Source organism: Actinomadura citrea, from assembly GCF_013409045.1.
Lineage (GTDB): Bacteria > Actinomycetota > Actinomycetes > Streptosporangiales > Streptosporangiaceae > Spirillospora > Spirillospora citrea.
Genome location: NZ_JACCBT010000001.1, coordinates 8,308,010 through 8,326,393 on the forward strand (window position 1 = coordinate 8,308,010; position 18,384 = coordinate 8,326,393).

At 69.6% G+C, this 18,384-nt stretch carries 17 protein-coding genes; all 17 read right to left on the minus strand.

Going from position 1 to position 18,384, the window contains the following annotated elements:
• Positions 1 to 6: 6 nt before the first annotated feature.
• Positions 7 to 1,491, minus strand: a complete 1,485-nt coding sequence (locus BJ999_RS38010) for an MCE family protein (RefSeq protein ID WP_179837708.1) — start codon at positions 1,489 to 1,491, stop codon at positions 7 to 9.
• On the minus strand, positions 1,488 to 2,840 hold the full coding sequence (locus BJ999_RS38015) for an MCE family protein (protein ID WP_179837709.1): 1,353 nt from the start codon (positions 2,838 to 2,840) through the stop codon (positions 1,488 to 1,490). The genes BJ999_RS38010 and BJ999_RS38015 overlap by 4 nt, the downstream gene beginning before the upstream one ends.
• A complete protein-coding gene (locus tag BJ999_RS38020; protein ID WP_179837710.1) occupies positions 2,837 to 4,114 on the minus strand; it encodes an MCE family protein in 1,278 nt (425 codons plus the stop codon). Before BJ999_RS38020 ends, BJ999_RS38015 begins: the two co-directional genes overlap by 4 nt.
• 15 nt (positions 4,115 to 4,129) lie before the next feature.
• Positions 4,130 to 5,206: an MCE family protein gene (locus BJ999_RS38025; RefSeq protein WP_179837711.1), complete on the minus strand. Its 1,077-nt coding sequence runs from the start codon at positions 5,204 to 5,206 to the stop codon at positions 4,130 to 4,132.
• A complete protein-coding gene (locus BJ999_RS38030) occupies positions 5,207 to 6,238 on the minus strand; it encodes an MCE family protein (RefSeq protein ID WP_179837712.1) in 1,032 nt (343 codons plus the stop codon). It lies immediately after the preceding gene.
• A complete protein-coding gene (locus BJ999_RS38035; protein ID WP_179837713.1) occupies positions 6,235 to 7,539 on the minus strand; it encodes an MCE family protein in 1,305 nt (434 codons plus the stop codon). The genes BJ999_RS38030 and BJ999_RS38035 overlap by 4 nt, the downstream gene beginning before the upstream one ends.
• A 4-nt stretch (positions 7,540 to 7,543) precedes the next feature.
• Positions 7,544 to 8,392 (minus strand): MlaE family ABC transporter permease, encoded by an 849-nt coding sequence (locus tag BJ999_RS38040; protein ID WP_089315409.1) that lies wholly within the window; start codon positions 8,390 to 8,392, stop codon positions 7,544 to 7,546.
• Positions 8,393 to 9,244, minus strand: a complete 852-nt coding sequence (locus BJ999_RS38045; RefSeq protein ID WP_179839091.1) for an MlaE family ABC transporter permease — start codon at positions 9,242 to 9,244, stop codon at positions 8,393 to 8,395.
• Entirely contained in the window at positions 9,244 to 10,368 is a 1,125-nt protein-coding gene (locus tag BJ999_RS38050; protein WP_229810605.1) for an ABC transporter ATP-binding protein, read from the minus strand. The genes BJ999_RS38045 and BJ999_RS38050 overlap by 1 nt, the downstream gene beginning before the upstream one ends.
• Before the next feature lie 611 nt (positions 10,369 to 10,979).
• Positions 10,980 to 11,369: a 50S ribosomal protein L7/L12 gene (rplL, locus tag BJ999_RS38055; RefSeq protein WP_179837714.1), complete on the minus strand. Its 390-nt coding sequence runs from the start codon at positions 11,367 to 11,369 to the stop codon at positions 10,980 to 10,982.
• Between the two features lie 54 nt (positions 11,370 to 11,423).
• Positions 11,424 to 11,990 carry a 50S ribosomal protein L10 gene (rplJ, locus tag BJ999_RS38060; protein ID WP_179837715.1) on the minus strand — a complete coding sequence of 189 codons (567 nt, stop codon included), beginning with the start codon at positions 11,988 to 11,990 and terminating at the stop codon, positions 11,424 to 11,426.
• A 323-nt stretch (positions 11,991 to 12,313) separates the two neighbouring features.
• Complete coding sequence (locus BJ999_RS38065; RefSeq protein WP_179837716.1) at positions 12,314 to 13,192, minus strand: SCO4651 family lipoprotein; 879 nt, start codon at positions 13,190 to 13,192, stop codon at positions 12,314 to 12,316.
• Between the two features lie 89 nt (positions 13,193 to 13,281).
• On the minus strand, positions 13,282 to 14,133 hold the full coding sequence (locus BJ999_RS38070) for an SCO4651 family lipoprotein (protein WP_218935421.1): 852 nt from the start codon (positions 14,131 to 14,133) through the stop codon (positions 13,282 to 13,284).
• Between the two features lie 163 nt (positions 14,134 to 14,296).
• Positions 14,297 to 15,169, minus strand: coding sequence for a hypothetical protein (locus BJ999_RS38075; protein ID WP_179837717.1), 873 nt, complete (start codon positions 15,167 to 15,169; stop codon positions 14,297 to 14,299).
• Between the two features lie 91 nt (positions 15,170 to 15,260).
• Positions 15,261 to 16,826 carry a class I adenylate-forming enzyme family protein gene (locus BJ999_RS38080; protein WP_179837718.1) on the minus strand — a complete coding sequence of 522 codons (1,566 nt, stop codon included), beginning with the start codon at positions 16,824 to 16,826 and terminating at the stop codon, positions 15,261 to 15,263.
• A gap of 346 nt (positions 16,827 to 17,172) precedes the next feature.
• On the minus strand, positions 17,173 to 17,889 hold the full coding sequence (rplA, locus tag BJ999_RS38085) for a 50S ribosomal protein L1 (RefSeq protein WP_179837719.1): 717 nt from the start codon (positions 17,887 to 17,889) through the stop codon (positions 17,173 to 17,175).
• Between the two features lie 60 nt (positions 17,890 to 17,949).
• Positions 17,950 to 18,381, minus strand: a complete 432-nt coding sequence (gene rplK, locus BJ999_RS38090) for a 50S ribosomal protein L11 (protein WP_179837720.1) — start codon at positions 18,379 to 18,381, stop codon at positions 17,950 to 17,952.
• Positions 18,382 to 18,384: the final 3 nt, after the last annotated feature.

The following is an 18,384-nucleotide window of genomic DNA, read 5'->3' on the forward strand; positions in this document are numbered from 1 at the left end:
CCCGCCTCACTGGCTCAGCGGTCCGAGCAGGAGCCACTTCCACGAGGATTCCTCTCCCAACTGGCGTGTACCGGCGCTGCGCGGCATGACGTATCGCTTGCCATCGGGGCCGTAGACCGCACCCGTCGTTGGATCGTATCCAGCGAATTCGACTGAACCGGCCGGATACGACAGGTACAGGTTTCCGTTCGCGAGCTGGCCCGTCGGGGCGGCCGCGGCCTTCGCCTTGGTCTTGCCGGAGCCCTTGGCGTCCGTCTTGCCGCCGTCGCCGTCACCGCCGTCCCCGTCGCCGTTGTCGCGGGTGCCGTACGCGCCGCCCTCGGGGAACCCCGCGCCGGTGGTGGCGCCCGGGGGGACCTGCGGGAAGGGCGCGATGGCGTCGCGCGGGAAGTTGCGGGAACCGCGGACGGACGTGGGCGCGTCGTGGGGCGCCTTGCAGCCGACGTCCAGGCGCGGCTTCTTCTTCGAGGTGTCCTGCGGCCAGCGGTGCTTGACCTTCTCGTAGCCCTCGGTGCAGGCGGGCGGCGCGTCGATGTTGAGGTCGAGGCCCAGGTGCTGGGTCCCGTCGCCGGGCGTGACGGTGAACGCGCCCGCGACCGTCACCGGGTAGAGGATGAACAGCGACCGCAGGCCGGCCTTGCGGGACGCGATGACCTGGCCGGTGGTGGTGAGGTTGGCCAGCAGGACGGGCAGCGTCGGCGCGAGCTGGTTGATGGCCTGGTGGGTCTCGTTCACCGCGCCCGGCGCGTTCTCGATGGTCTTGCGCAGCGCCGGGTCGTCGTTGCGGAGCGAGCTGGTCAGCGCGTTCAGGTTGCGGGCGAATCCCTGGATGTTGGCGGCCTGGCCGCGCTGGGTGTCCAGGACGGTCACGCTGTTGTTCAGCAGCCGCTCGGTGTCGGGATAGGCCTCGTTGGCGGTCTTCAGCAGCCGGTCGGTATCGTCCAGGATCGACTGCAGGTCCGAGGCGGAGCCGGAGAACGCCTTGTCCAGCTCGTCCACGATGACGCCGAGGTCCTTGGTGCTCACCGAGCCGACGAGGGAGTCGACGTTGCGCAGCAGCTCGGCGGTGGACACCGGCAGCGTGGTGCGGCTCCGCGGGATGGTGTACGGGTCGCCCTGGTCCAGGAAGGGCCCGGACTTCGTGGTGGGCTCCAGGTCGACGTACTGCTCGCCGACCGCCGACCGGTTCGCCACGACGGCCTTGGTGCCCTCGCGCGGGATCCGCTTGCCGCGCTCCAGCAGCAGCTTGACGCGGATGCCGTCCTTGGTCAGCTCGATGGGGCCGACGCGCCCGACCGGGACGCCCCGGTAGGTGACCTCGGCGTTGGTGAACACGCCGCCGGAGTCGGTCAGGTCGACATAGGCGATGTACTGCTTGCCGAGCAGGTCGCGGCCGATGCCGATGTAGTTGACCGAGACGATCGCCACGCCGACGACGGTGATGACCGCGAAGGCGATGAGCTGGACGATGACGCCGCGCTTGAGGATCACGAGAGGCCCCCCGTCATCAGGGTCCGCAGACCGCCGTCACCGGGGTCGGGGGCGAGCGCGCCCGGCCGTCCCTGGTCGTTCGTGCCGGCCGGCTTCCCCGGGGTCTGTGTGGTGCCGCCGGGAAGGCCGGGCAGCCCGCCCTGCCCCGTGCCGCCCTGGCCGCCGCCCGGTGTCTGCGGCAGGACGCCCAGCGGGGAGTCCGGCAGCGTCACGTTCGGGACCTGGAGCATGCCGCGCATCTGCTTGCCGCTGCCGAGCAGCCCTTCCAGGTCGGTGCCGCCGAGCAGGTTCTGCGCGATGGACTCGAAGTCCAGGTCGACGGTCAGCCTCACGTTGCCGTAGTCGCCCGCGATGACGTTCTCGAACGTGGAGGGGAACGGGAAGGTGATCAGCGTCTCCAGCGACTTCGGCAGGTCGGAGCCGGCCTTGTTGAGATTGCGCAGGATCGTGTCGAGGTCCCGCAGGTTGGCCAGCATGTCGGCCTTGGACTGGTTGATCACGTACGTGGTGGTGCGGCTGAGCTTGTTCAGCGCGACCAGCATCTTGGTGAGGTCGGCGCGGTTCCGGTTGAGGACGGCGATCGCGGGCCCGGTCTCGTCGATGGTGTCCTGGATCGTCTTGCGCTCGTCGGACAGCTTGCCGGTCAGCCGGTCGATGCTGTCCAGCGCCCGGGTGATCGCGGCGCGGTTCTGGTCCAGCGTCCCGGCGAAGGTGTTCACCCGCTGCAGCACCGACTTGATCGTGGACTCCCGGCCGCCCATCGTGGCCTGCAGCTCGCGGCTGATCGTGGAGACCTGCTCCAGGCCGCCGCCGTTCAGCAGCAGCGACATCGCCGACAGCACCTCTTCGATCTCGGTGCCGCGGGACGTGCGGTTCAGCGGGATCAGGTCGTCGTCGGCGAGCTCCCCGACCGGCGCCTCGTTCTTCGGCGGTTCGAGCTGGACGAACTTCTCGCCGAGCAGGCTGGTCTGGCTGACGGTCGCGATCGCGTTGTCGGGAAGCTTGACGTCCCCGCGGAACTTGACCGTGACGACGGCGTGCCAGCCGCCCCCCTGCCCCTGCCCGCCCGGCTCGCCGGCCAGCTCGATCTTCTCGACCTTGCCCACCGACACGTCGTTGACCTTGACCGCCGACTGCGGGACGAGGTCCAGCACGTTCGCGAACTCGATCTTCACGGTGCGCGGGTGCGGGCCGAGGTCGGGCCCGCCGGGCAGCGGCAGCGACTCCACGCCGTTGAACGAGCAGCCCGACAGGGCCGTCACGCCCGCGAGCGCGGCGGCGCCGAGCAGCCGCGCCCTGCCCCGCGACCGTGCGCCCGTCGACCGTGTACTGATCGACCGCCTGCTCATCGGCCACCTCCAGGCAGCAGTGCCGTGATGTCCGTGGGCTTCTTCTGGGTCCCGGTCGCCGCGGTCTTGTTCGTGGTGCTCGTCTTGCCGGACCCGCCGGACCTGCCCCGCGGTCCGTAGGCGTCCGGCGGGACGGGGACCGGGTCGTAGTGCGTGGTCAGTGCGGTGATCCAGGAAAGGTCCAGGCCGAACCCGGTCAGCGCCTTGCCGATCCCGTTGTAGGGCGTGACGAAGTCGAGGCACTCCTTGGCGGGCGTGCCCACCGAGTACGCCAGCGAGCAGATCCAGTCGGCCAGGTTGTGGAACTGGCGGAAGTTGTCGCGGGTGTGGATCGTGCCGCTGATCGGGTCGTAGGCGCGGGCCAGGTTGTTGACCGCCAGCGGGCCTGCGGTGAGGATCTCGGTGAGCGCGCCCTTCTCCTTCACCAGCACTCCGGTGATCTGCGCGAGCTGCCGGACGTTGGAGGCCAGCTCGGTGCGGTTGCCCTTGACGAACCGCTGCACGTTCTTCAGCGTCGGGGCCAGGGTGTTGAGGGCCGCGCTCAGCTCCTCCTTCTCCCCCGCGAGCTGCCCGGAGACGCCGTTGAGGTGCCCGGAGAACGACTTGATCTGCTGGTCGTTGGCCTTCATCGCGTCGGTGATGATCCGCAGGTTCTTGATCGTCTCGGCCACGTCGCCGCGGTCGGTGCTCAGCGTGCTGAGCGCCTTGGACGCGTCGGCGATCGTCTGCCGGATGTCCTCGCCCTGCCCGTCCAGGTTCGCCGCGCCGACCTGCAGCAGCCGCGACAGCGAGCCCTGCTCGCCGTTCGCGCCGGGCGCGTTCGCGCCCTGCGGGCCGAGCGCCTTGGACAGCTCGTTCAGGCTCCCGCCGACCTCGTCGACCTCGACCGGCACCGCGGTGCGGTTCGTGCCCAGCGTCGCCCCGTCGGCGAGGACGGCGCCGCCCTTGTAGACGGGCGTGATCTGGATGTAGCGGTCGGAGACGAGGGTCTGGTTGACGATCACGGCCTGCGCGCCCGCGGGGACCTTGTACTTCGCGTCGTAGCTCAGCTCGACCTTCACCGCGTCGCCGACGGGCTCGACGCCCGTGACCTCGCCGACGGGGATACCGAGGATGCGGACGTCCGCGCCCTTGTACAGGCCGACCGCCTTGGTGAAGTACGCCGTCATGTGGCGCTGCTTCGGCTCCTGGAGGACCAGCAGGAGCACGGCGGCCAGCACCGCGACGGCGAGGATCGCGCCGCCCAGGCGGAGGATGCTCGTGGAGTTACGCACTGGTGACCTGCCTGCTCACGGGAGGAAGGGCAACGGGTTGTCGCTGTTGCCGGTCTTGCCGGGGCCGGACGATCCGCCGCCCGGGCGGGCGCCCTGCTTGTTCGTCGTCGCGCCTCCGCCGGACGGGGGGTTCTGGATCGAGGCGGGGATCGGGATCAGGTTCTGGATCCACGAGTCGAACCAGCGGCCGGTGCCCGTCACGTCGGAGAACTGCCGGGCGAACGGCGCGAACAGCTGGAGGATCCGGTCCAGGTTGTTCTGGTTCTTCAGCAGGATCCGGTTGACCTTGGCCAGGTTGTCCAGCATCGGGCGCAACTGCTTGTCGTTCTCGTTGATCAGCGCGTTCACCTGCTGCGACAGGGTCACGGTGTTGATCAGCAGCTGGTGGATGACCTCGCGCCTGGCCTGCACCGCCTGGAGCACCTTGTCGCCGTCCTGGACGAGCTTGGCGAAGTCCTGGTTGCGGTCGGCGAGCAGCTTGGAGACGTCCTTGGCCTTGCCGGCCAGCTCGTGCAGCTCGTCGTCGCGGGACGCCACCGTGTTGGACAGCCGGCGCAGCCCCTGCAGGGAGGCCCTGACCTCCTCCGGGGAGTTCTTGAAGGTGTCCGACAGCACGTCGAACGACTTGGCGACCTGCTGCACGTCGATCGCGCCGACGCGCTGGCTCAGCTCGCTGATCGCCGGGACGACCTCGAACGGGGTGTGCGTCCGCTCGATCGGGACGTTGCGGCCGAGCCTGCCGCGCCCGCGCGGGGTGAGCGCGAGGTAGTGCGCGCCGAGCACCGTCTTGATCTTGATGTCGGCCTCGGTGCGGTCGCCGAGCCGCACGCCGTCGTCGACCCGGAAGGTGACCTTGACGTGGTCGCCGTCCAGATCCAGCGCGGTGACCTTGCCGACCTTGACGCCCGCGATGCGGACCTCCTCGCCGGCCCGCAGCCCGGCCGCCTCCCGGAACGCGGCGGTGTGGGTGTTGCCGCCGGAGATGAACGGGATGTTCTCCAGGTTCATCGCCAGCACCACCAGCACGATGATGATCGCGAACGCGGAGAGCCCGATGGGGACCGGGTTGCGTTCCCGGAACGGGATCCTCATCTACTTGCACCTCGCGTTCTCGTTCACGATCGCCGGGGTCTGGTAGACCGGTCCGCCCGGCAGCCGCACCCGCGCGTCGAGGCCGCAGATGTACATGTTGAACCAGGAGCCGTAGGAGGAGATGTTCACCAGCCCCTCCAGCCGCTTCGGCGTCCGCTGCAGGCCCGCGTCGAGCTCCTTGCCGTTCGCGTCGAACGTGGCGGTGAGCTTGCGCAGCCCCGCGATGTCGTTGCGGATGTCCGGGCGGGCGTCGGCGAGCAGGTCCTGCGTGGTGCCGGTCAGCTCGTTGATCGCCGCCACCGAGTCGAAGATCGCCCTGCGGTCCCCCGAGACCCCGCTGACGAACCCGCGCAGGTCCGTGATCAGCTGGTTGACCTCGTCGTGCCGCTCGTCGATGGTGCCGAGCACGGTGTTCAGGTTGTCGATCACCTGGCCGATGACCTTGTCCCGGTCGGCGAGCGTGTTGGTCAGCGACGCGACGTGCGCGAGCAGGCTGTTGATCGTGCCGCCCTCGCCCTGGAGCACCTGGATGATCTGCATCGCGAGCGTGTTGACGTCCTTGGGCTCCAGCGCGCGGAACAGCGGCCGGAACCCGTTGAACAGGGTCGTCAGGTCCAGCGCGGGCGTGGTCTGCGCGACCGGGATCGTCCCGCCCGGCCTGAGGTAGTCGTTGGCCTGCCCGGCGCCGTCGGTCAGCGCGAGGTACCGCTGGCCCATCAGGTTGCGGTACCGGATCTGCGCCTGGGTGGACGTGGGCAGCCCCGCCTTGAACACGTTCTCCTTCTGGAGGCTGAACGTCACCTCGGCCTTGTCGCCCCTGTACAGCTCGATGTGCTCGATCTGGCCGACCCGGACGCCGGCGACGCGGACGTCGTCGTTGTCGAGCAGGCCCGTCACGTCCGAGAAGATCGCCTTGTAGGTGGTCGTCTCCCGGAACCGCATGTTGGAGATCGTCATCGCCAGCACACCGGTGGCCAGCGAGGTGACGACCACGAAGATCCCCAGCTTGATCGCCGCACTGGTCGTCCTCACTTGACCGTCACCACCGATCCGTCGGCCAGCAGCGGCCCGAACATCAGCGCGGCGACGTCGGACAGCTGGTCGGCGCGGGTCCGCGTCACCGGGCCGAGCACGTTCTTGATCTTGTCCTTCTCGCTCATCGAGCCCGGGTCCACGAAGACGTTCGACAGCGCCCGGCCGCGGCTCCCGCCGCCGTTCGGGTCATCGGGGTTCTTCCACCACAGGTCGTCCTGCGTGCCGTCCAGCGCGAGGTAGGTCGGGGACGGGACCTTGGGGTTCGGCAGCCCGTAGCAGCGCGGGTCGCGCTGGTCCTTGGCCTCCGGCTTGTCCAGCGGGTACTTGTAGCCCGGCACGGGCTTGACGATCTCGACCGTCAGGTTGAAGGTCTTGGACCCGTTGCCGCCGGCCACCCGCTGGGACTCCGGCTTGAGCTTCATCAGCCCGGCGAACACGCACGGCAGCGACGGCGAGTAGCGGGCGATCAGGTCCAGCCCGTCCCGGTTCGCGATGTTGAAGCCGATGATCTTCGGGGCGTTCTGCCGCATGAACACGTCGCCGTCCTGGGCCAGCGCGGTCGTCGCCGGGATCAGCTGCTCGATCGTCGCCTTCTTGTCGGTGATCGTCCTGCTGGTGACGTTCAGGTTGCGGAGCGTCTGCAGCAGGTCGGGCGCCGCGGCGCTGTAGATGTCGGAGACGTCGGCCAGGGCGTTCAGGTCGTGCACCAGCGTGCCGAGCTGCGGATTGATCTTCCGCAGCAGCTCGTCGGCCTCCTCCAGGTTCCGGCCGATCTGGTCGCCGCGGCCCTGCAGCGCCGTCGCGAGGGCGTTCAGCGTCGCGTTCAGCTCCGCCGGCTTCACCGCCTGCAGCAGCGGGAGCAGGTCGTTCAGCACCTTGTCGATCTCGACGGCGGCCTGGGAGCGGTCCTGCTGGATCACCTGGCCCGAGCGCAGCCCGAGCGGGCCCGCCTGCGCCGGGATCCCCAGGTCCACGTACTTCTCGCCGAACAGCGTCTTCGGCAGCAGCCGCGCCTGGACGTTCCGCGGGATCAGCTTCGCCTTGCCCGGGTCCAGCGACAGGTGGAGCGTCGCTCCCTGCGCGTCGGCGTCGGTGCCGCGCACCTCTCCGACGATCAGGCCGCGGACCTTCACGTCCGAGTGCGGCAGCAGCTGCAGTCCCGCCCGCTCGCTCCGCACCTTCACTTCGAGCGTCGGCGTGAACGCCTTGTTGTACAGCGCCACGGTCAGCGCCAGCAGCAGGATGATCACGACGATCATCGACGTGCCGAGGACCCGGTAACGCAAACGCTCACTCATGTGGTCACCCCGCGATCCGGACGCTGGTGGTGGTGCCCCAGATCGCCATGCCGAGCATCAGGTCGACCACATTGATCACCACGATGCTGGTCCGCACCGCGCGGCCCACCGCCACGCCGACGCCCGCCGGGCCGCCGGAGGCGTGGTAGCCGTAGTAGCAGTGGATCAGCATCACCAGCACCGCGAAAACGATCACTTTTCCGAACGACCACAAGATGTCGTACGGCGGTAGGAACAGATGGAAGTAATGGTCGTAGGTGCCGGTCGACTGGCCGTAGAACATCGTCACGATGACCCGGGTCGCGCCGTAGGAGGCGAGCAGGCCCACGATGTACAGCGGGATGACCGCGATCATCCCGGCGAGCATCCGGGTGGTGACGAGGAACGGCATCGACGGGACGGCCATGACCTCCAGCGCGTCGATCTCGTCGGAGATCCGCATCGCGCCGAGCTGGGCGGTGAACCCGCAGCCGACCGTCGCCGACAGCGCGAGCGCCGACACCAGCGGCGCGATCTCGCGGGTGTTGAAGTAGGACGCGACGAACCCGGTGAACGCGGCCGTGCCGATCTGGTTCAGCGACTCGTAGCCCTGCAGGCCGACCTGGCTGCCGGTGAAGAACGTCATGAACCCGACGATCACCACCGAGCCGCCGATCACCGCGAGGCCGCCGGTGCCGAGGCTCACCTCGGCCAGCAGCCGCAGCACCTCCGTGCGGTACCGGCGCAGCACCCGGAACACCCACGCGAACGCGCGGGCGTAGAACGACATCTGGTGGCCGAAGTCGTCCAGCCGGTCGAGCGGCGCGCTCACCACCCGCCGGGCGGCCTTGCCCGTCTTGCCAGGGGCAGCCATCTACATCCCCTTCGACGGGACGAACTGGAAGTACAGCGTGGAGATCAGGAAGTTCTCCAGGAAGAGCAGCATGAACGTGATGACGACGGTCTGGTTGACCGCGTCGCCCACGCCCTTCGGCCCGCCCTTGGCGTTCAGGCCCTTGTACGCCGCGACCAGGCCCGCGGTGATGCCGAAGACGAACGCCTTGAACTCGGCCTGCAGCAGGTCGGGCAGCTGCGCGATGGCGTTGAAGGAGGCCAGGTAGGCGCCGGGGGTGCCGCCCTGCAGCATCACGTTGAAGAAGTAGCCGCCCAGCAGGCCGACCACCGAGACCAGCCCGTTGAGGAACAGCGCGACGAACGCGCAGGCGAGCATCCGCGGCACCACCAGGCGGTGCAGGGGGTTGATGCCCAGCACCTCCATGGCGTCGATCTCCTCGCGGATCTTCCGGGAGCCGATGTCGGCGCACATCGCCGACCCGGCGGCGCCCGCGACCAGCAGCGAGGTGACCAGCGGGCTGGCCTCCCGGACGATCGCGACCACCGCGGTCGCGCCGGTGTAGGACTGCGCGCCGAGTTGCCGGATCAGCCCGCCGACCTGGAGGGACAACACGCCGCCGAAGGGGATGGCGACCAGCATCGTGGGCACGACGGTGACGCTGACGATGAACCAGGCCTGCTGGATGAACTCGCGCCACTGGAACGGCCACTGGAACATCGCGCGGCCGGTGTCCAGGCACAGGGCGAAGAACCGTCCCGGTTCCTTGATCGCGACGTTGGCCGCGCCGTCCCCGATCTTGCGGAACGTCGCCGAAGAGCCCTCGCCCTTCCCTGCCCCTCGCTGGTCCGCGCCGATACCAGGAGTGGACATCAGTAGCCTGCACCCGCTCCCGGCCGGCCGGGCGGCGGGTTGCCGGGGAACCGGTCCCCGGGACCGCCGGGCGGAGGACCGGCGGGCGGCATGCCGCCGGGCGCCCCGTGCGCGCCGCCGGAGGGGGCGCCGACGGGCGTCATGGACGCCACGTACCGCGGCCACTCCTCCACCCAGTTGCGGCCGAGGTCGTCGATGAACGAGCCGGGCGGCGGCGTGACGCCGTGCGCCGCGCACCACGCGCCGGGCGCGTGCATGCCGGTGCGGATCAGCCCGTTGCTCGGCATCTGCTGCGGCGGGATCGGCGGCAGCTTGCCGGGGTCGTGTCCCATCTTCGCCTCGGCCTCCAGCTCGGACTCGTCCTTCTCCTCGGACATGCCGATCGGGCCGATCTTGCTGGCGTTGAGGAACTGCCGGACGACCGGCTCCTCGCTGGACAGCAGCATCTCCCGCGGCCCGAACATCGCCAGGTGCCGCTGGTACAGCAGGCCGATGTTGTCCGGGAGGGTACGGGCGGTGTTGATGTCGTGGGTGACGATCAGGAACGTCGCGCCGATCTGCGCGTTGAGGTCGATGAACACCTGGTTGAGGAACGCGGTGCGGACCGGGTCGAGGCCAGAGTCCGGCTCGTCCACCAGCAGGATCTCGGGGTCCAGGACGAGCGCGCGGGCCAGGCCGGCGCGCTTCTTCATGCCGCCGGAGATCTCGCCGGGAAGCTTGTGCTCGGCACCGAGGAGACCGACCAGGTCCATCTTCTCCATGACGATGCGCTTGATCTCGGACTCGGACTTCTTGGTGTGCTCGCGGAGCGGGAACGCGATGTTGTCGAACAGGTTCATGGAGCCGAAGAGGGCGCCGTCCTGGAACAGGACGCCGAACAGCTTCCGGGTGTCGTACAGCTGCGACTCGGGCAGGTACGGCAGGTCCCTGTCGCCGATCCAGATGTGCCCGCGGTCGGGCTTGAGCAGCCCCACGAGGGACTTCAGGAAGACCGACTTTCCGGTACCGGACGGACCCAGGAGAACGGAGATCTCACCTGCGGGAATGGTCAGCGACACGTCCTGCCAGATCACCTGGCGGCCGAAGGACTTCGTCAGACCCTCGACTCTGATCTCGACGCCCACTCGTCACCTTTCGTCCAGGCCGGGGGAATCCCGAACCAATGAGCGAGTAGCACTCAGGCTCTTTCTGTCATCACACCGCGTTCTGTCGTCACACCGCGTGTCCGCCGCATTGCTACCGTCCGGTAGCCGTGACGGGTGCCACTACCGTAGCGGCCCCCCGTCCAAATGGAAGGGGTTCCCACCCAGATCAGCGGCTAAATGCGACGTTGTAAGACAATCGTTACTTACGGCGCCTATGAGACTAGTGGTCCAAGAGCCGGAGCCTCAAGACCGGGGTGCCGGGGACGGCCGCGACCGTGCGGCCCGCCGCACCGGGGGGACGTGAGCGGCCGGGTGTGGCCACAGCGTCAGACGGGACGCTACGCCGCGGGCCGGAACCCGCACAACCCGCCCGGACACACGGTTTCCCGCAGGTGTTTGTCACCTCGGTACAGAAAACGGGCCCTTCCGGCCCGCCGGTCCACGTTCCGCGACAACACCGTCCGTCGGCCGCCTGACGGGCGCCTCCCCGCCTCCCGCCCGCACAAACGGAAGGAGGCGGCCACCCCATCGGGGTGACCGCCTCCTGGAGAGCGGGGGAGCCGCGCGGGCTCCGGAGCTCTGGAGCGTCGTTACTTGACGGTGACCGAGGCGCCGGCCTTCTCCAGGGCCTCCTTGGCCTTGTCGGCCGTCTCCTTGTTGACCTTCTCCAGCAGCGCCTTCGGCGCGCCGTCGACCAGGTCCTTGGCCTCCTTGAGGCCGAGGCTCGTCAGGGCGCGCACCTCCTTGATGACCTGGATCTTCTTGTCGCCGGCACCCTCGAGGATGACGTCGAACTCGTCCTGGACCGGGGCCTCCTCGCCACCGGCCGCGGCGCCGCCGGGGGCCGCGGCCACGGCCGCGACGGGGGCGGCGGCCTTGACGTCGAAGACCTCTTCGAACTGCTTCACGAACTCGGAGAGCTCGAGAAGGGTCATCTCCTTGAAGGCGTCGAGCAGGTCGTCGGTGCTGAGCTTCGCCATGATGATTCCTCCGCTATGGCTTGTGATCTGGGGTGGTACGGAACCGCGGGTTGCCTACTCGGCGGACGCCTCGGCGGCGGCGGGTGCCTCGGCGGTCTCGCCCTCGGCCTCGCGCTTGGCGCGCAGCGCCTCGGCGAGCTGGGCGGCCTGCGTCGGCAGAGCGTTGAACAGCGCGGCGGCGTTCGCCATCGAGCCCTTCATCGCACCGGCCAGCTTCGCGAGGAGCACCTCGCGCGACTCAAGATCCGCCAGCTTGGTGATCTCGGCCGCGTCCATCGACTGACCGTCGATGAAGCCGCCCTTGATCACCAGCATCGGGTTCGTCTTGGCGAAGTCGCGCAGGCCCTTGGCGGCCTCGACCACGTCGCCGCGGACGAACGCGATGGCCGACGGGCCTTCGAGCAGGTCGCGGAACTGCTCGTCGACGCCGGCCTCGTTCGCGGCGCGCTTGGTCAGCGTGTTCTTCACCACGCGGAACCGCGCGGTCTCGCCGAGGTTGTCGCGCAGCTCCTTGACCTGCGCGACGGAAAGCCCGCGGTACTCGGTCAGCACGGCGCCGTTGGAGCTCTCGAACTCGTTCTTGAGCTCGGCGATCGCCGCGTCCTTGTGGGCCTTGGCCATAGCCCTCCTTCCGATTACCTGGGTGGTCCGATCCACGCCGCAGTCCGCGGACGAACTGGGGCGCCGATCCACCAAAAAACGCCCCGGCGCAGGCGCACGGGGCGTTCAGGCACGACACGGAGGCCATGCGGGAAGCTCTCGTCTCACCTACGCAGGCCGCCCGAACTGAGTCGGGTCCTTCGGTCACCTCGCGGGAGGTGACGACCGGCGGTCTTCGGCACGGGACAGCATACGTGCCTTGACTGAGGAGGCCAAATCGGCGGACACGGCGAGGGACCGCGCCCCGGGCGGGGTGCGGTCCCTCGGTCGCGCTCAGGTTCGGATCAGGTGCCGGGCAGTCCACCGCCGCCGCCGAGGCGGCTCATGATCTCGCCGAAGTCGGTGACCTCGCTCGCCGGCGGCTCGGTGACCTGGACCGGCTTGCCGTAGTCGCGGTACTTCATCGTCATGATCATGTCGCCCGCGGTCGACTGCGTCGACTTCATCGTCATCTGGCGCGGCAGCTGCTGCCCGTCCACCCACAGGTCGAAGTGCATGGCCTGGAGGCCGGTCGTGCCGAGGCTCTTGCGGTAGGCCTCCCGCGTCTCCGGGGAGAGCTTCGCGACCGCGTCCTCCATCTTGTACGTGCCGGTGTAGTGGGTCGTCTGGACGCCGTCGATCGTCTCCTTGCCGACCTCGCGCGCGTCCTTGGACGCCGTCAGCATCTTGGTGTTCTGCACCGGGTCCATCTGCCGGGACTGCTGGAGCAGCTCGTCGATGTTCATCCCGGTCTTGGCGCCCAGCTCGTCCAGCGAGATCTTGATCCAGGGCTTGGTCCCGCCGCCGAGCTGGGACAGCATCGGCATCTTCATGTACATGTTCCGGCCGACGAGCCGCTGCTCCATGCCGGACATCGGCTTGCCCGCGACCGTCATCTGCCCGAAGTTCATGCTGTAGGCCAGATCGGGCTTCGTGCGGTACTGCATCGTGCCGTTCATCGACACGGCGCCCGTCGACGAGCCGGTCGACTTCATCGTCATGTCGGCCTGGAACGAGTCGATCTGGCCGGTCTTCTCGGCGGCCTTGCCGAGGACCTGCGCGGCGGACAGCCGCAGTCCCTTGCCGGCGTCGTCCACCGTCTTCTCGGCGTCCCCGAGACAGCCGGTCAGCGAGAGGGCGAGGCCGGTGGCCAGCGCCGTGCCTACCGCGAAACGACGGATCATCAGGGGGGTCTCCTTGGTCTTCTTGGCGCCCGGGCGATGGAGCCGAACGGTACATCAGACGCAAATGACCCCGCTGCGGTTCACCGTTCTCAGTTACCGCCCAGGATGCCCTGGAGGGAGAGCTGCCCCACCTGGTCGGACGGCGGCGTGTTCACGTTGAACGACTTGCCGTAGTCGCTGTAGAGGACGGTCACCGAGCCGTTCTCGCCCTGCGAGCCGGTGGCCTTGGAGACGAGCTTGCGCGGCAGGTTCTCACCGTCCGTCCACAGGTCGAAGTTGATCTTGCCGTTGGCGCGGTCCTTCGGCAGCCACTGCTGGACCTTCGTGCGGGCCTGCGCGTCCAGCCGGTTCAGCGCGTCCTCGACGGTGACCGTCCCGGCGTAGTGCGTCGTCTTGACGCCGTCGACCGTCTCGGTGCCGACCCTGCGGGCGTCCTTGGAGCCGGTGAACATCTTCGTCTGCTCGGCCGGGTCCACCTTCTGCACCTGGTCGACCAGGCCCCGGACGTCGAAGCCCGTCCGCTGCGCCATCTGGTTCACGTCGATCTTCACCCACGGCTTGCCGCCGCTGACGAACTGCGCGAGCTGCGGGACCTTCGCGTACAGCACGTTGTCGGTGAAGACGGCCTGGCCCTTGGCGCCGGGCACGCTCTGCCCGTTCTGGCTGAAGTCGTCCAGCTTCGCGCTGAACTCCAGCGACGGGCGCAGCCGGAACTGCCCGTTGGCGTGGACCTTCCCGCCGCGGTCGCCGGTGCCCGTCACCGTCAGGTCGGCCTTGAACGTGTCGGCCTTGCCGGTCTTCTCGGACGCCTTCAGCAACGCCTGGTTGGCGCTGAGCTTCATGTTGCCGGTGTTCTCCGACCCGTCCCCGTTACATCCGGACAGGAGGAGCGCGGTACCTACTGCGGTGCCGCCGGCCGCCACCACGAGTCGTCGGTTCATGAGGGTTGAGCCTCCCATGTCGCCCTGCTGGTGTTCCCAGTCTCTTCGGGCGCTAACGGCGAGGCATCCCCCGGTGGTACGAATGGGCCCCCGCACGGTACGACCAACGGCGTAGCCGTCCCCCTGACCTGACGTCAGGGTGGTCCGGTGTTCCGAGCCCGCGTCAGCGGTAGGAGCCGAAGGTCATCGACCCGGCGAACCCCGCGCCGGGCGCCTGCGCGCCGAGGCTGATCGTGGCCGGGCGGGCCTCGCTGTCGGCCAGCAGATCGAGCCCGCATCCGGTGTCGTCCGGCACCCACTTGCGGAACGCCGTCGCCGCGTCCTGCGGAAGCAGCGCGTACACGCCGCCCATGAGCGCCTGCGCGGTGAAGCGCGTCAGCCCGGCGGCGTCCGGCTCGCCGGCCGTCATGCCGGGAAGCGTCCCGATCATGAAGGTGAACTGCCGGGGGTCGGAGTCGCTCTGCAGCTTGCCCAGCTGCGCCGCCGTCAGCGTGGACCGCGTCCACTTCTGCCCGTCGTAGCCCTTGAGCGTGCTCCCCTGGACGATCACCTTCTGGGTGACCTTGGACAGCTCGCCGCCCTTCATCGTCTGCGTGACGCCGGTGGCGCTCATCGCGAACGTCGGCCACAGCGTGAACGTGGCCGTCTCGGTGGCGTGCTGGTAGTCGCCGTTCGGCCCGACCGTCACCTTCATGTCCGTCTTGCGGGTGAAGGAGTGCAGGCTCGGACCGGGCTGGGGCGGCGCCGTCGGCAGGCCGTGCGCGGCTCCCCCGTTTCCGGGTGCGCGCGTGCCGGGACGCGCGCTCGCACCGGGGGCCGACCCCGGCGCGCCGGGCGTGCCCGGGGAGACCGTGGCGGCCGCGGCGCCGTTGGGGTTGGCGGGGTCGCGCTGGGCCATCGCCGCGGAGGGGGGCAGCGCCCCCGCGTCCTTCGGGGAGTCGCCCCCGATCTTCACCACCATCAGGATCGCCGTGGGCACGACGGCCACCGCGGTCACGGCGGAGATGGCGATGGCCCGATCGGTACGACGCTTCACGCGGCAATTCAACACCAGGTTCCTCGGCGGTAACAAAACAATCAGGTACCAAATTGTCCGGTTCCGGACTGCAAGCCGTGTATCCGCCGGTTCAGCAGCCTTCGGGCCGATCGGCCGGCTCGGTGCGGGCGGCCAGCTCGGTGCGGAGGGCGGTCTTGCGGACCTTGCCGGTCCCGGTGCGCGGGAGGGCCGACACGAACGCGATGCGCCGCGGGGTCTTGAAACCGGCGAGCCGGGCGCGGCAGGCCGCGACCAGGTCCTCTTCCCGCGGCGGGACGCCGTCCGGCACGATCACCGCGCACACCGACTGGCCCCAGCGCGGATCGGGCAGCCCCACCACCGCCACCTCGCCGACCCCCCGGACCGTGCGCAGGACGTCCTCGACCTCGCGCGACGAGACGTTCTCCCCGCCCGTGATGATCACGTCCTTGAGCCGGTCGGCGAGGTACAGGTAGCCGTCATCGTCGACGCGGCCCGCGTCGCCGGTGCGGAACCGGCCACCCGCGAACGCCTCGGCGGTCGCCACCGGATCGTCCCAGTACCCGTCCGCCACCTGTGGCCCGCGGACGACCACCTCGCCCTGCGCACCGGGCGGGAGCGGGGCCCCGTCCTCACCGATCACGGCGATCTCCGCGCCTGCGCCCGGGCGGCCCGCCGACGCCGCCAACTCCGGCCGCCCCGCGACGGCGGCACGGTGGTCCGCCGGGGACAGGAACGTCGCGTTGCCGGACAGCTCGGTCATCCCGTACCCCTGGTTCAGGTCGCAGCCGAGCACCGCGTCCGCACGGCGCAGCAGCGGAACCGGCATCGGCGCCGACCCGTACGCGATCACCCGGACGGTGGCGCGCAGCGCCGCCAGAGCCACCGGGTCCCCGTCCAGGTGCGCGAGCAGATCCTCCAGCATCGTGGGGGCGAGCGAGAGGTTCGTGACGCCGTGCCGGCGCGCCGCTTCCACCAGGACGGCCGGACCGAACCGGCGCAGCACGACGGCATGCCGCCGGAACAGGTGGTGCAGGACGACCTGGTAGCCCGCCACATGGCACAGGGGGAACGGTGTGCAGAACACGTCACCTGGCAGCACGGGACGCCCCGAAGCCGTGACCGCGATGCCCGCGAGCAGGCTCCGGTGGGTGAGCCGCACGCCCTTCGGCCGGCCGGTCGTGCCGCTGGTGAACATCAGCCAGGCGACCCCGGCCGGATCGTTGTCGCCCTCCCGAGAGGGGGCCGGGCCGTCCCACGGCAGGTCGGCGACGTCTACGAGCGGCGGATGGTCGCCGGGAAGCCCGCCCTCGCGGGCCAGCCTCTCCAGCAGCTCCGGCTCACCGATGACGAGCTCGGCTCCGCAGCGGACGATCTGGTCGGCCCATTCGCGCGGATGCAACCTCTGGTTCAGCGGCACCAGGATCCTGCCGTCGCGCGGGACCCCGTAGTAGGCCGCCACGTACTCCAGCCGGTTGTGCGCGAGCAGCGCCACCCGCGCCCCGGGCGAGCACCGCGCCGACAGGTGGGCGCCCAGCGCGTCCGTCCGGGCGCGCAGCTCCCGGAACGTCCACGTCGCGCCGTCGACCGACACGGCCGGGGCCTCGGGGGCGTCTTCCGCGGCCCCGTCGAGCACGTCGTACAGCCGGTGGACGTCCCGACGCTGCAACCCGCCCATGGCATCCCTTCGCCGACGATCCGGGCCGCCGAATCTAGCGGCGGACCGGTCGGCGATGCCGGTCGCGTCCCGCTGAACGCGACCCGAAGCACGTCGCCCCGTCAGTAGCCCCCATGGAGAACGGCGGCCCCGTGAGGAGCGCCCCGCCAAGAGCAGCCCGGTGAAGAGCGCCCCCGCGAAAAGCGACCCTGTGAAGGGCACCCCACGAAAAGCGGCCCGGCGAAGAGCGGCCCCGTGAAGAACGCCCCTGAAAGCGGCCCTGCGAAAAACAGCCCTGAAAAGCGGGCAGGGCGCCTCCGGTCCTACCGGGGGCGCCCTGCTCGACGGCGTTCTACGCCAGGCTTGATCAGGCCTCTTCGAGCTCGGCCGTCAGGTTGCGGACCGCGTTCGGGTCCACCGGGATGCTCGGGCCCATCGACGTGGTCAGCGCCGCCTTCCTGACGTACCGGCCCTTCGCGGCGGACGGCTTGAGGCGCTGGATCTCGTCGACCGCGGCGGCGTAGTTCTCCACCAGCTGGCGCTCGTCGAAGGACGCCTTGCCGATGATGAAGTGCAGGTTCGCGTGCCGGTCGACCCGGAACTCGATCTTGCCGCCCTTGATGTCGGTGACGGCCTTCGACACGTCCATGGTGACCGTGCCCGTCTTCGGGTTCGGCATCAGGCCGCGCGGACCGAGCACCCGGCCGAGCCGGCCGACCTTGCCCATCTGGTCCGGCGTGGCGACGACGGCGTCGAAGTCCAGGAAGCCGCCCTGGATCCGCTCGATCAGGTCGTCCGAGCCGACCAGGTCGGCGCCCGCCGCCTCGGCCTCCTGCGCCTTGGCGCCGACGGCGAAGACGAGCACGCGGGCGGTCTTGCCGGTGCCGTGCGGCAGGTTGACCGTGCCGCGGACCATCTGGTCGGCCTTGCGCGGGTCGACGCCCAGCCGCATGGCGACCTCGACGGTCGCGTCGAACTTGGTGACCGCGGTCTCCTTGGCCAGCTTCACGGCCTCGACCGGGCTGTACAGCCGCTCCCGGTCGATCTTCTCCGCCGCGGCGCGGTAGCCCTTGCTGCGCTTCATGTGCGTTCCTCCAGATTGGAACTCGTGGTAGGGGCCAGCGCCGGCCCTCCCACTGACGGCTTACTTGACCTCGATGCCCATCGACCGCGCGGTGCCGGCGACGATCTTCTCGGCGGCGTCCAGGTCCTTGGCGTTGAGGTCGGGCATCTTGGTCGTGGCGATCTCACGGACCTGGTCGCGGGTGACCGAGCCGACCTTGGTCTTGTGCGGCTCGCCGCTGCCCTTCTCCACGCCCGCGGCCTTCAGGATGAGCTGCGCGGCCGGCGGGGTCTTGGTGACGAAACTGAACGACCGGTCCTCGTAGATGGTGATCTCTACGGGGATGACGTTGCCGCGCTGGGACTCCGTGGCAGCGTTGTACTGCTTGCAGAAGTCCATGATGTTGACGCCGTGCGGACCGAGCGCGGTACCGACCGGCGGCGCAGGCGTGGCCTGACCGGCCTGCAGCTGGACCTTGACGAGCGCGGCGATCTTCTTCTTCTTGGGAGGCATGCC